Genomic DNA, 14,382 nt, shown 5'->3' with positions numbered 1-14,382 from the left:
ATTTAGCAATTATGAAATCTATAGTCTAAGCTTTCATAAGCTCTAAAAGTAACAGGCTCTTTATTAGTGACGTTTGTCAGCTAAGCACAGTCAATACTAGCGGTCAACCATAAAACCACCTAAAAACAGCAAGCCTTTCAGGGGTAGATTCTAGTGTCAGCTGTACAACAAAACATCCTAATTTAACTTACCCTCTAGGATTTTTTCCTTACGGTCGGGAACTCTTATAAATAAGACGTTAAGTTTATTTAAATAGTTGTTATGGAAAATTTCAACAGTGTTCTTAAACGAGACCCATTTGCCGACAGCACATTAGTTGTAAATGATGAAGGGATTACGATTCGCCTGATCGACGGCAGTAGGAATAATTTAGACCAAGTCTCTTTGGGAATCCCTAATACGCCCTTGCTGCGTTTAGGTCCAATTGAGTATGAAGACGGAATCCAGTCACCGGCGGGTATAGCATTTGATGCAGAAGGCAATGCTCTGATCGGTATAGATGGCAATACTGTTACGCGCCAACCCATTCCCATATTTACCCAAGCCGAAGCAGACCGATTAAATGGATTGGGATTTAACGTCATATCCAATACAGAGGGCTTAAGCAATGTATCTGATGCGCCCTTTGTATTGCTTAACCCACCAGATCGCCCTAGTACCCGAGTGATCAGCAATGCGACCTCTAACCTAGAGGAGGGAGAGTCTGATCCCAATGGTAATGGCTTAAGCGCTTTCATTTGGGCTTTTGGTCAGTTCGTCAACCACGACACTGATTTAGCAGCCAATGGGTCAAAAGAACAGAACGAAAACCGGTTAGAATCACTCAATTTCCCCATTGACATTCCAGCCGATGACCCGAATTTTCCACCAAACACTCCTCCCACTCAAGAAATTTCTACACAAGCAGATGGTGGCTTGCAGTTTGACTTTGAACGGGATGCCTTTTTACCCGGTACTGGGGAGTCTGGGAGCCCAGGACAAGCCATTAATATTGTTACTTCTTGGCTTGATCTTTCTGTAGTTTATGGGTCTACTGAAGAAGAATATCAAGCAATTCGTGCTTTTTCAGAAGGTCAGCTCAACGTCTTCTCGGATGAAACAGTTACCACTAATGATGACTTGTTACCCGTTAACATCACAGGTGCTGATGGAGAACTGATCAGTGGTAAAGGCGCTTTCATGGATGTGGGTTTTCTAGCGGGAGATACACGGGTTAACGAAAACGATAGTTTGGCATCCCAGCATACCCTGTGGATGCGTAACCACAACCGCCTTGCCCAAGAACTTTATCGGTTTCATCCTGACTGGACAGATGAGCAGATATATCAACGCTCTCGCCAGATTAATATTGCCCAATATCAAGCTATTGTCCTGTACGAGTGGCTCCCCCTGATGGTGGGTAATGTGATCACGGACTACAGTAGCTATAACTCTGATCAAACCCCAGAAATCACTAGTGAATTTGCTGCTGCTGGTCTTCGTGTTGGTCATACCCAAACTAATAACCGTATAGATACTATTGATGCTGATGGTAATCTCACAAGTTTGCAATTACTAAGAACATTTAGTTCACCGAATATCAATGATAGTAGCGATATAGATAATATCTTGCGCGGTGCGAGTCAAACAATTACTGAAGATGTTGATACTGATATAGTCTTTGACCTGCGCAACGCTTTAGTACCAGGTGCAATCGGATTTGACCTTTATGCTGCTAATCAGCAACGGGGACGAGATCATGGTTTGGCTGACTATAACCAAGTGCGAACAAGTCTCGGTCTACCACGGGTGACTACTTTTGAGGAAATTACTTCAAATTCAGAGTTGGCAAATACTCTCGAAAACCTCTACCACACTGTAGAAGATATCGACTTATTGATTGGGCTGTTTGCAGAAGATGCTGTTGCTCCATCCAGTGCCGGAGAAACTATTCAAGCAATGCTATGGGAGCAATACGAGCGGATACGGGATGCTGACCGCTTTTGGTTCGAGAGACCGATTGAGGATGGCGGTTTCTTTACCCAAGAGGAAATTGCAGCCATAAAGCAAGTTACGTTTGCTGACATTATCAAGCTCAACACCGAAATTACTACAATTCAAGACAATGCTTTCTTGATCAGCTCCGATAACAATCCCTCCTCTGATGGACTGCTAGATTTAACCGGCTTGTCGGGACAAGCTACAGCAACTGTGACTAGAGAGGCGGAGTATGACAATTTAATTGGCTTTTATGTAATTGCTGATCAACAGGGAACGATAATTGATCCGATCACGGGTCAATCTCTTACTCCTGGCCAAGAGGGTTATGCAGAAGCTGCCATTGATGCCAGCGTGGTTGAATTCAAGGTAGACGAAAACTTGACCACAGTGAATTTTGATGTTACTCTTCCTGGTGGATCTCTCCTAGCTCCCTACTTGGTTACAGATGGGGATTTGGATGATGTTGAAAATGGTGATTCTGAGGTATTTTTTGCTTTCACAGCTGCTAACAGTGATGGCATGACCCACATCCTTGAACTTGGAAATAGCAGTGACAACACATTCACATTCGCCTTTGAAGATTTAAGTGGTAATGACAGTGACAAAAGCGATCGCGACTTTAACGATCTAGTGATTGACCTGACTATTTTATAGGGTTTGTATTTGATAGAAAAAAAAATACCAATTCCAGTAGGGTGGGCAAAGTAATCTCCGACAAGAATACTCACCCATAACCAAACTGTTTTTGCCCACCCTACAAGCTACTGCGACTGATCTACTGAGCAGCTAAGCTAAAACTCCTCTGTACAACAGCACCACGTTTCCCGAGGGATTTTGGTTGCTGTTGATCCACACTATACAAAACACCTCCGGCATTCCCTGACCTCACAGTCAGTTTTTGTTTAGCAATCCAGGTTTTCTGATATCCCTTCGGTAAGGTTTCTTCCAACTCGATTTTGCCATCAACTACCACTCGTACCCAAGTTTGCTCTGTAATACTCAAGCGTACTTTAATTAATGGATTAGATGGGGGTTTGGGTGTGGGGGGTGGTTTAGGTTCTGGCTTAGGGGCTGGTGCTGGTTGTTCTGGTTTATCTGGGGTTGTCTGCTCCTGAGCAACGGATGAGTTTTCGATCTGTTGATTAGTGATATAGGTGAAAACGGTGTTGAGTAGATAAATTAGTCCACCAGCAACACTGACCAAGCTTACTATTATGATGTAAGGATAATAGGGTTCTATGGTTTTGGCTACGGTCTTAACAGTATTGCTTTTGGCTACAATCCTAGGAATCTTTTGAGCAGAGATTAGAGTCTGAGATTTCTCTTGTGAGGGGGTATTGCTATACAAGACTAAGGCACCAGGCTGGCTTTCCTCGGTGTTCTTGGTGTTATTGGTTTCCTCGGTGTTCTCGGTGTTCTCGGTTTTCAAGGACAATCCAGAATTAACTGGAAACGTTTTGGCTATCCCTGGACCATCTAGACTGAGAAACTCTGCATAGCGACGAATGAAGCCTTGAATGTAAACTGGCTCGGGCAACGGCTCCGATTGCCCTGCTTCAAGGGCTTGCAATATATGCAATCGAATAAAGGTTTTGTTAGCGACTTCCTCAATAGGTATAGATTTCTCCTGCCTGAGTTGGCTGAGATAGGTCCCTATTTTCTGGAGTTGCTCCTCTTGCTCTAGACTTAAGTGGCTCACCAAATCTCTCCACCCATTAATCCACGTTAACAATTTTTATACATAAATACCGGATAGTAACATCTCTTGGGCATCTCACCATAGAACTTATTAAAAATTATCAAAAATTAACAATATATCGAATTTGCTGATGACATAGGAAAACTCTCTCATTCTAGGGTATCGTTTCGGTTGGCATCCTCCCCCGGTGGGAACAATCCTCGCGCCTGGGGATTCCCAGGTCACTGTGAGTCTTTCCCTTTTAGTCAAGTTGGCTTACTTAATTGAGTTTGCCCTGTCCAGCAGATGTCGTTTTCGAGGGAGCTGTTAATGTAAGCATATGCGCTACGCGCAGGCTACGCCAACAGCATATGCGCTACATATGGTGCTACTTGAGTGGCCATTGGCCAACGGCTGATAGCTTACCCAACAGCTACTACCGGAACCCCATAAATTCTCGCAAAATACTCCAGCCATTCTCTAAATATGTACCAAGCTGCATCATTAATTGATTTGGCTAGCTTGTATTTTTTAATAATATTAAATCCTCGGATTTTTTGAATCGCTACCAAGCTTTTTAGCCCAATTATACTCAGACTAATGAGCTAAGGGTTGGCAATACTTGTAGGCATTATTTTTGCTTTTAACTTTTCCATCCATTCATGGCTTGATAATGCTGTTACGTACAAAAATTCCTGTATTAATAGATTCATCAATCTTTCAATTCTGTAATGGTATGCCGTTTTATATACCAAAGGGAACAGGGAACAGGGAACAGGGAACAGGGAGTAGGGAGTAGGGAGTAGGGAGTAGGGAGTAGGGAGTAGGGAGTAGGGAGTAGGGAGTAGGGAGTAGGGAGTAGGGAGTAGGGAACAAAACTTTTCACAATTTATTGAGGATTGGTATAGAGTTTTATCTCATAGAAAAAGACGTTTGGCTCTTCTACTCTAGTAATAAAATTAGTGCAAATAAACGACATGTTTGTACCCAAAAGTCAACTTTTATCGGCGGTTAAAACCGCCGAGTCATTTTTGAACCCGCGACTAAAGTAAGGATTAAAGGGTGGGGTATTGACAAAAGCGATATAAAGGGTATAGCATTGCGTTCGTGACCAAATGCCAGGCGAAAAAACTAGATATAGAACGATTCAACCAGTTGTAGAAGGAGGAAGTGGTAGAAATGCTCATTACTGCAGCGAAGGCTATAGCTCAGCAGCAAGCAACAATAGAAGAACTGAAAAAAGAAATAGATAAATTGGCTGTAAGGAGTAGAATTAGAACGCAAAACTTCATCAAAACCGCCATCAACAGACCTACTCAAAAAAACGGAAACTCAGAAATAAGAAAAACCAGATACAGGAGAAAAAACTAAACGGAAAATAGGCAGAGTTCAAGGACATCCAGGAAAAACCTGGAGTCGCTCTCGGTATCGGTAATATATTCAGGATAGTGCTAATTTATCTATCGGCTAATTGATTAAGTGTAGTAAATATTAAGTTTAGTAAACAAACTGCTCTACTTAGGGGTGGTCTGTGATAGAGTTTGTTGAGCAAGCTCAACCGGCTCAGCTTGATAAAACTGCACTTGCTCCTGGTTTGATTCCATAACCAACGTTGCTGAATCCTTACATAGAATTAAAGGGATTTTTTATGCTCGCATACGGATTTATAACATTATTGAGTCTAGGTTCTGAGTACTACTTTAAATATGAGATTGATGCTGAGGCTGGTTTCCAGATTTATTGGATTACAATTCCTGAGGGACTCGATAAGGAACGCTATAGCAAACAAACAATCTCCGAGTTTCTAGCAGAATCATCAGTTGCACAAATTCTCAAACCTGGAGAAACCCTTGATAAGAGCCTTTATCAAGCTAGCCTAATCTTACCGGGATTACCCGCCTCACCTTTCGATGCATTTTATACTATTGAACTCACCTACAACAGCGATTCATTTACGTTAGGGGTTCAATCTACTGACTCTTTTGGATTTAGTCCCGAAGGCTCAACCCATTTCAAAGATTTAAATCTGAGTTTTACCCAGCCACTTAATTCCGAAACCGCCACGGTCAGTGGAACAGTGACGGCGGTTTTCTCTGGTCAAGATATTGTCCTTGAGGCAGGGTTGAGCGATGGCTCTGAACTGATTTTTAATTACAATCCTAATAATCCTCAGGAAATCCCGATTCAACCCTGGGGCAATTTAGAGTTGACCACTTTTACGGTTAAACCTGGGTCAAATCCTCTTCAACCCCAGGTGCTCTATTGGTTTGGAGAAAAGTCGGGAGAATGGGTTTATGATTGCTCCTTGAGGAATAGCGAAGATGCACCCGCCATCGACTTACGGATTCAAACGGAGCCAGAAACAGTGCAGTGGGGATTAGGGTCTATTGCTGTTAAAGATGGCTTGATCGAGAGTGAAAATGCCACCCTAGAAGCGGCAAACCTAAGTTCTGCTAGCAAACTGATCAAGGCATTCCAAGAGAGCAACGAAATCACTATTGCAACCTGGATTAAGCCTAGCAAAACGGGTCAAAAATACCCAGCTATAGTCGTGACTCTATCCGAAGATCCTAAAAATCCCTATGTGACTCTCGCTCAAGGGGATTCAGAATGGCTAAAGGATTATGGCAATCCCTGGTCGGGGGATTGCTACCATCACGACGAGTATAGTGTGCTATTATTGCGCACCAACACTAATGATAGAAACCGATATTGGCAAATCCTGACCACAAGTCCCGACACAGTAACAACCGACGAGCTAACCTATGTTGTCTATACTTTCTCACAGAATAACTTGGGGGATGAGAGTGATAATGCCAAGTTGTATCTCAATGGGAAGCTAGACAATTCAAAATGGATTAATAGCGATAATCAGGAGCGTCATTTTTGGAGAAATAGGAATCAGCAGAGTAATCCTTCGAGAAATAGGAATCAGAGGGGTAATCGTTGGGAAAATCGGGATGATGAGGATAATCGTTGGAAAAATCGGGATGATGAGGAGGATTCTCCTTGGAAAGATAGGGATGATCAGGAGCTTAATTCTTGGACAAATCACCCTGCTGTTAAGTTAGCGTTAGCAAATGATGTTTTATTTCTCGAACGCAGGGGCAACTTCCCAAGGAATGAAGATTTCCCTTGGGAAGGGGAACTCTACGAGGTGGCAATTTATGACTCTGCCCTGACACCAGAGGCGATTTACCAGCGCTACTACCCCACCATTGAAATTTTGGGCAACCTGACGCTGACTAATATGCCCAGTCCTTTGAACCAACCCCTAATTGCTCAACTGACTTTGGAGGGTATGCCGGATGTAGAGCACTATTCAGAGTCTAAGCTCAATCTTAAGGTTGACATCTCTGAAATCCGGGAAGTTACTCCTGAGTTTGACTTCACCAAGATTGCCCTGGAATGGCAATCAGAACCTGGAAGCTCCCCAAGCTGGTACTTTAAATGGGGACAAGTGGATAGCACGTTATGGAAAACGTCAATTCCCTTTACGGCAGTTCAAGCCGATGCGCCGGGTAAACTTGCCCTCAATTCACCGGAATTCGATTTTCAAATTGGATTAGGACAAATTAATACCCTAGAGGGGTTGAGTCTATTCCTGAAACCAGATAGCACGGGGGAGATATGGCAGATGTCTTCTATCACCTCTGTGTCTGAACTAGTACTCCCCCAATTAAGGGATTATCGCCCATTTGATTGGACGGTAGATTTCAAGCTACTCTTTGCTCGTCACAATCAACAAAGGAGTCAATTTGACCCCCTGGGGATTGAAGATGGGAAAGTGGTTCTCAAGGGCAATTGGTTGGGAGAAAACCTTGTACTCCATGGCTGGTGGCGCAATGAGCAGTTTGTCCTGGAAGGGCAAAGAAATTTAACTCTACCGTTTGAAGTTACCTTGGGTCCAATCTTTGAACCTGGTACTTCCCAAAAGATTATCGACCAGGTAGCGATCGCATCAGTGATGAACGCCACTGTAATCCTGGAACTGACTGAGTTAGGCTTTTTGGCAAAAGTCTCTGGAACCTTTGATTGGACAGATCAAGCTGGGACGGTAAACACCTTTACAGTGCCGGAGTTTACCCTAGTCCGCCCACCGCTGACTCCCAATCACATCCTGGAAGCGATTTTGGCAAGGTTAAACTCCGAAGTAGATGTGATCTTTGCACAACAGTTTCGCCATCAAGCGGACTACTACTTTACGGAGGTGGAGGAAAAACCTGTTATTTATTTGGGCAATGGCAACGACTCTGCTGGGATTACCCAAACCACAACATTGCCCCAGTTATTCAACACTGCTGCGGATTCCAATAACATCTCCAGCACCACAGGCATCTTTACCCTTACAGAAAATGCTGATCAAAGCTGCACCCTGACCATCACTCCTCCGGAAAGCACTGAAAATTGGCTAGATCAACTTAAGACCGATTACGACAACTTTATTGCTCAACTAGATACCAACAGTAATCTGATTGCTGGTACCCTCACCCTGGTAAAAACCCGCATTGCTGAACGGATGCCGTTGTTGGTTGAGGAAATTCTCTACTACTACTACGGCTTGGATAGCGTTAATGGCTCAGTGGATTTGCAAGCTGGAATGCGGTTACAGGTCGATTACCAAAACTATCAGTTTGTTCATCCAGCCCAATATACGGCTAATTCAGGGTTTGTGGGCAGTGGCACGTCTTACTATAGCCTCAAAAGTTATCGGGATGGCACTAACCTAATGATTAATTTTGATGGGTTTTTGTCCCAAATTCAGCCCTATGTCACCACAGATATTGCTACGGTAGGGGCTGGAAGTAGTCTGGATACCTTTAAAGTTGGCTATCAAAAACCCTACTTGCGGCTGGTGTATCCTAGTTTGGCAGCTCCTTCTGCAGGTTCCCTCGATCCCGAACAGGCCGCAACCATTATGGGGGCAACAACAGTAACAGACCTGGATAAAAAGACAAACGTTGCCAGCTTTTATTTCCGAGGACGGGCAACAGTGATTCCAGAAATTACGGTGGTGCTACAGGAACAACCGGTATTTGTTCCGGTGGGAACGACTTTACGACAACTGATGGAGCAACATGTCAGTATTCCGTCAGTATCCCTGGGAGAATCCCTACTGAACTCTACCGGAAAACCGAGGTTGAGTCGCCTTTTACACGAAGGGGTGTCTAACGAACCTAGCTATCGGTTTATCTACCTCGACGAAAATAGTCTGGTGCTTGATTTGCCTCTGGTCAAAGGCGATCGCATTGTCCTGTAGGGGGTGAGCAGATGACTACCTTTACCCAATCAACAGCACAGGCGCTCTACGTTTTACCTGAATCCGTTAACCCTACCCTGCCCTATAGCATTGGGTTTTGGGTGAATGAAGGATCGATAGAAGGTTCTCAAACCCTTTCCCTGGAAGAAACTTGGACAATAAAGACGGGAGTATATCTATTTTTCAAAGCTGCTCTAGAGGGGAATGATGCTATAGACCCTTCCGTGTTGAGCGACCGCATTGGTGAATTTCTGATTACACCTTCGGTACGCAATACTCGGTTTTTGTGGATTGATAACCCAGAGGAGTTAGTCTCTCGCTGGCGATTTCATGCCCTAACCCTTTCCCCGACAGATACTGTAGAGCGACTGACCTTTTTTAATTTCCGCAATTATGAATTAGCGATCGCTAGTGGTGTAATTTGTCAGTTGAATGGAACTAAAGACGGATTTGTGTTTGCCCCCGATCCGTCTCTACACAACCTCCCTAGCACCGAGACTGAATCACCGGAAACTGAATTACCGAAAAGTGACCCGTTTTATTTGTCCACAGGTTATGGTGCTCATCAACTGAAAGGGATTGAGGTCAATGAAGCAGGGGAAGCGATGGCATTACCCTTTAACGGAGAGTTGGCCGGTTGCCTGAGCTTTGCCCTGACCTTGCAAAACCAATCTCCTGGCACAGCCTCTTTTGAGGAACTAGTTTATCTGGATGTTACCCTGCGGATGTTTTTCAAATCCGCAAACTCCTTACTAGACCAGAATGACCCCTTATCTGGTTTTGCAGGATTGAATAGCGACCAGGACTTCCTGATTTCTAGCCATCGATATCCCTTTTTGGGGGAAGATAGCGATGCTGCTTCCCATTATTCTCAGCAGGGGGATGGTAGCCAAAATCTGACCTTATATAGTGCCCTAGATCCACTCCAACCTTTGAATGGCGATCGCACTTACTTTGGCTTTGTAGAGCCAGGAAACTTGAACATTTCGGATTTATCCTTGCCTTCTTGTTATCGCACTAATTTGGGATATTCCATCCATGTCACTCCCCATGGTCATGGGGACAGTCGGCTAATCTTTGCAGAGCGTCCAGGGCAGAATTATAGCATCTTTGGTTCACCTTTGTATCTAGTCCCCCAAGGGAAATATACTCTCTCGGTTCCAGATTACGATAATACCCCTATCCCCAGTGGAGAGGACTTCTCGATACGAGATGAAGATAACTTCTTGTGTGGATTAGCGGGGATTGAATACATTCAACTGTCGAGTCAACAGGATAATATTCTGCATCTGGAAGCTGGAAAACCGACCTTTGCGCCGGATTTCGTTCCGGAGCAAATTGTAGAAACCAATGAAGCTGGGCAGCGTCTAGAATCGGAAACAACTACAGCTTGGGGATATATTGAATATAAGGAAGTCACGAATTTACCGGTCTATTTTTCCCAACCCAAGCAGTCATTGCTGTATCGAGCATCAACGCTTCAGGCTCAAAACCCAAACCCAACTGAGAACCCCCTCACGTTTTTGGAGGTTCCCGTTACAGGACTGCCCAGGGGAGAGTATTTACCCTTGTTTCCCTATGGAGGCGTAAGTGGAACCCTGGCTCACTATCAGCAAATGGAGGAACAAATCCTCAATCCCCAGCGCCGCAAAAAAATTAAAATTATTGCTGAAACAGACACTACTCAACTTAGCGGTCAACCTCAAGGAATACTAGGGGGGATAGGGACATTTAGTCCCCAAGCATTCAGTGCCTTGAGTAGATCAGCTACCCCTGAAGCTCAGGCCATGACAGCTGCTGCACCAGCGGAAACCATCACTGGTACAACTTCCCTGGGATTGTTGGCAACCTATTCCTCTGATTACCAAACCCTCAATAGTCTATTACTGGCGAAGGATACCGACAATGAGGATGTGAGTTTGCAGGACCTAGAACGGGGTTCATCCCTCCGTTCAGCTTTCCAGTCCAGTCAGATGTTCCTGGTGATCACTGACCCGACTTCCCTCAAAACCTTTGATACCAATGAATCTCCTCCAGTTATCAAGGAGCATTTTCAGAATAACCAACTGACCATTCAAGATTGGACCTTTGATCTCAATCCAGATAATTGGCGACAGGGCACAGGGGATACTGATACGGTATTACTGTTTAAGTTCCTAGATAAGCCCCTGATTGATATTCTCAAGGATACCGCCCTGTGGGAACAACCGGAGGTATTTGTCGGGACGGCAACGGATGCTGATGAACGGGTCAAGGAAATTAAAGCAGTGCGCGATCGCTTAGTGACATTCTTTGAAAATGCGATCGCAACCGCCAACGACCCCAATGCTGCTGAAAAAGACCGGGATAATGCTGCCCCTCTAGCCCGGGTTGGCAGCAGCACTTTTTGGTCAGGGATGATTGCGTTAAATGTCAAGCTCCCAGCTGGGACAGGACTGCCTCAAGACTTGAAAGCCCTAGAATGTGGCATACAAGACCAGGATAACTTCTACGCTCAGTATGTCGGGAGTAATGGCACCCCGATTTTGCCCCAAAATGGGGAATTGGTAGCGGAACAGTCTTCTTTGTTTGGATTGCTGGACTATCAAGACAACTCCGTGCCAGAAACGGGTCCCTTGGGCTATGCCTTCCAGGTGGCCAACTTACGGGTGCAATTCCAAAATTCTCAAATCACGGCATTTTCCAGTGAGGTCAATCTTACCCTAGATAAACTCTTTGACGAAGCCACCCAATTACTCAATAGTCGTTCAGGACGGAATATCGTCATTCTCCAGGGCTTTACGGAAGAACACGATGGCGTGATTACCTATAGCTTTAGCTTTAGCGGCGAGAACTATTTTGCCCTACCCGATAGTCATATTCTCAATAATGTTGACATCGTTAAGGCCACGTTTTCCACAGACCCCCCAGGCAATGATACTACACTCACCATTGGACGGTTTACCCTCTGGGGCCGTCTCAATTTCCGTGACCTAGAGACCTTTGATGGATTATCCTTTGGGTCAGATACTTCCCTGTCCGATGACGTGTTAACTGCCAGCAACCTGGTCAACCGCAGTGCCCGTGCTCTGGAAGACGATTATCAAGTAGGGATTGATACTCTCAATCAAGCATCAGCGGAGTTGCAGCAAAAACTGGATGAGCTAGCCAATAACGAACAATTCCTCCAGTTCTCAAAGCTAACCATTGTGATGAACTGCAAGCATACCAATGGTACCCAGGATATCACCTTTAGTGTGGATGCCAGCCAAATTGCCTTTGATTTGGCTCAGAGTAAAGCCCGCCCCCATAGTCTCTACAGCAAATTTCCCCTTAAGCTGACTAACTTCGTCTATCTCGACCCTGCTCAACCCGATAGCAAGCCTAAAGGGTATCTTACGGTGAAAACTCCCTTGGGCACTGGTTCTATGCCCGACAGTGGCTTTGGTTTTAACTTCGAGTTTAATTTGGGCAGTTTGGGGGCATTGTCGGGTTCAGCTCAGTTTGTGGTTAATCTGTTGATTATCTGGGAACCGAATCAGGATGGTTCCCAGGAGGAAGCCACAACTTTTGTAGGATTGAGGCTACCGGGAATTGGTGGGGATGTGCTCGGTTTTCCTCTCCAGAGTGTACTGAAGCTGTCCTTCAAGACGGTGGAATTACTGGTTGATTCCACTAGCACTTCTGGTACAGCTTACTTGTTGAAAATTAAGAAGGTTGCTCTTAAGTTTTTTGTCCTCTCATTTCCCCCCAGTGGACAAACGGAAATTGTTATCTTTGGCAATCCTGATGCCACGGATAGTAATGATGCTGTTGGCTGGTATGCGGCCTATGCTAAAGGTTAAGGCTTTAAGCAATAGGTTGAATTTAAGTTAGATCAAAAGGAGATACGATGGCAGAGGATAAAATCACTGATTATCAAGATATTAACAATATCCCAACCTTTATGGAGAAAGTAAAGACTACCTATAGCATTACTGAAGAATTGCCCATTAACTTATCTGACAATCATCCATTATCTGATATGTGGGCAAAATCAATTACTGTTACGGAAGGTACATCACCGGATCCTTGTTATACTGCTACTGGATCAATTAATGATCAGTTTCCTTTCAATTTTGCCGAGGATTTTCCCTTTGATAGTAAAGATTTTAGTTTTCTAACCAACCAAGACGTTGCTCCTGAACTGGCAATGAAGTTGAAGATTGATGTCTTCCAACCTATACCGGAACCTGAAGATAGGAGGGGGATTAAAGTTACGGTATTTTCGGTACCCCAATCCGATGATTATCCCAATGGAGTTATTGTTAAAAAAGGCTTAACCTTCGTGGACGAAAATGGAAATACTGTAACTGATGATAATCTTTCAACAACAAAGATTCCAGAAGAATCAGTGGTGCCAACGGAAGCAGACGTTAAGCTCGATCAATTATAGCCTTTGTATCTCGGTTGTAAACACACGAATTGCTGAAAGAGGCAAGAGGCAAGAGGCAAGAGTAACCCACCCCTAACCCCTCCCAGGAGGGGAAAGCAAGAGGCAAGAGTAACCCACCCCTAACCCCTCCCAGGAGGGGAAAGCAAGAGGCAAGAGTAACCCACCCCTAACCCCTCCCAGGAGGGGAAAGCAAGAGGCAAGATGAGAAAGATATCCGGAGTTTTATTGCCCAATAAAAAAATAAATTTTAGGTTTACTTTTTATTGGATATATGATATATAATGAAAAGCAAAATGTCTAATTTAATTGTTGTAAATTGATAGTTGTTGAAACTAACTATTTTTGAATAAGGAGCAAAAAAATGTCAGAAACTGAAACTAAAACTAAAGTATTTTTTGGTGTTTCTCTAGAACTGGCTGGGAAGATAATTTCCTTAGACCCTAAAAATGCAATTGATGAGATTAAAGAAAAGGGAATTGAAGTTGAACTTCCGGCAGGGGAGAGAGTATATTTAGGTACAGTGGGTACTTCTTTCAATACTATTTTACAAACACTAGGAGCAGTTGATGAAGGCGAAACGGCTTCCTTTCTGAATACGGATGGCACGCTCAACACCGAGGAATTACCAGATATTACCGTCTTACAGAATGCTGCTAATCTCCTTGTAGAAGCTGGTTTATATGTGGATGAATTTCATGTCAGAATTCCAGGTTCTACTGCCAATGAAACTGTGAGTGAGAATACAACAGTAGTAAAAAAAGATAAAACAGCATATACCGTTGGACTATCAGCAGAATGGCAAGATGATGCAGGTCAATTAATTGATGGATTAGACCTCAAATTAAGGGGGATCTATTTCAAAGTTAGTAATGAAGAATAGCGATCATTTATAGCAATTCTCAGAGTGATGAGGACAAAGCTTATCCCTTTAAGGCAATAGGCAATAGGCAATAGGCAATAGTCAAGAGGTTTTGAAGGGAATTGGTGTCAAATAATACTGTACCTCATAAATTCGAGAAAAGCTATATCAGTTATCAGCTAATGGCTGAT

At 44.0% G+C, this 14,382-nt stretch carries 8 protein-coding genes; 6 read left to right on the top strand and 2 right to left on the bottom strand.

From position 1 onward, the window contains the following. Positions 1 to 261: 261 nt before the first annotated feature. Positions 262 to 2,634 carry a peroxidase family protein gene (locus BJP34_RS19270; protein ID WP_070393736.1) on the top strand — a complete coding sequence of 791 codons (2,373 nt, stop codon included), beginning with the start codon at positions 262 to 264 and terminating at the stop codon, positions 2,632 to 2,634. Between the two features lie 121 nt (positions 2,635 to 2,755). Here BJP34_RS19270 and BJP34_RS19265 read toward each other — a convergent pair whose 3' ends face one another. Both BJP34_RS19265 and BJP34_RS43745 read right to left on the bottom strand, forming a co-directional pair. After that, positions 2,756 to 3,679: a helix-turn-helix domain-containing protein gene (locus tag BJP34_RS19265; protein WP_070393735.1), complete on the bottom strand. Its 924-nt coding sequence runs from the start codon at positions 3,677 to 3,679 to the stop codon at positions 2,756 to 2,758. Positions 3,680 to 4,370: 691 nt separating this feature from the next. Continuing rightward, positions 4,371 to 4,544 carry a hypothetical protein gene (locus BJP34_RS43745; RefSeq protein WP_158517313.1) on the bottom strand — a complete coding sequence of 58 codons (174 nt, stop codon included), beginning with the start codon at positions 4,542 to 4,544 and terminating at the stop codon, positions 4,371 to 4,373. A 293-nt stretch (positions 4,545 to 4,837) separates the two neighbouring features. On the opposite strand from BJP34_RS43745, the gene BJP34_RS19260 reads away from it, so the two are divergent. From BJP34_RS19260 to BJP34_RS19240, 5 genes are all read left to right on the top strand, one after another. Next, a complete protein-coding gene (locus tag BJP34_RS19260; protein ID WP_070393734.1) occupies positions 4,838 to 5,029 on the top strand; it encodes a hypothetical protein in 192 nt (63 codons plus the stop codon). A gap of 277 nt (positions 5,030 to 5,306) precedes the next feature. Next, a complete protein-coding gene (locus BJP34_RS19255; protein ID WP_070393733.1) occupies positions 5,307 to 8,918 on the top strand; it encodes a hypothetical protein in 3,612 nt (1,203 codons plus the stop codon). Positions 8,919 to 8,929: 11 nt separating this feature from the next. Further along, entirely contained in the window at positions 8,930 to 12,742 is a 3,813-nt protein-coding gene (locus tag BJP34_RS19250) for a hypothetical protein (RefSeq protein WP_070393732.1), read from the top strand. Between the two features lie 47 nt (positions 12,743 to 12,789). Further along, on the top strand, positions 12,790 to 13,332 hold the full coding sequence (locus BJP34_RS19245) for a hypothetical protein (RefSeq protein ID WP_070393731.1): 543 nt from the start codon (positions 12,790 to 12,792) through the stop codon (positions 13,330 to 13,332). Between the two features lie 361 nt (positions 13,333 to 13,693). Beyond that, positions 13,694 to 14,212, top strand: coding sequence for a hypothetical protein (locus tag BJP34_RS19240; RefSeq protein ID WP_070393730.1), 519 nt, complete (start codon positions 13,694 to 13,696; stop codon positions 14,210 to 14,212). Positions 14,213 to 14,382 lie beyond the last annotated feature (170 nt).

The organism is Moorena producens PAL-8-15-08-1 (assembly GCF_001767235.1).
Classification (GTDB): Bacteria; Cyanobacteriota; Cyanobacteriia; order Cyanobacteriales; family Coleofasciculaceae; genus Moorena; species Moorena producens_A.
Note: the sequence above shows the minus strand (reverse complement) of the source record. Positions and strands in the feature narration are given on the sequence as shown.

Bases quoted from the DNA above. Each gene is read 5' to 3' on its own strand.
- BJP34_RS19270 (WP_070393736.1), top strand. From the start codon at position 262: ATGGAAAATTTCAACAGTGTTCTTAAACGAGACCCATTTGCCGACAGC.
- BJP34_RS19260 (WP_070393734.1), top strand. From the start codon at position 4,838: ATGCTCATTACTGCAGCGAAGGCTATAGCTCAGCAGCAAGCAACAATA.
- BJP34_RS19255 (WP_070393733.1), top strand. From the start codon at position 5,307: ATGCTCGCATACGGATTTATAACATTATTGAGTCTAGGTTCTGAGTAC.
- BJP34_RS19250 (WP_070393732.1), top strand. From the start codon at position 8,930: ATGACTACCTTTACCCAATCAACAGCACAGGCGCTCTACGTTTTACCT.
- BJP34_RS19245 (WP_070393731.1), top strand. From the start codon at position 12,790: ATGGCAGAGGATAAAATCACTGATTATCAAGATATTAACAATATCCCA.
- BJP34_RS19240 (WP_070393730.1), top strand. From the start codon at position 13,694: ATGTCAGAAACTGAAACTAAAACTAAAGTATTTTTTGGTGTTTCTCTA.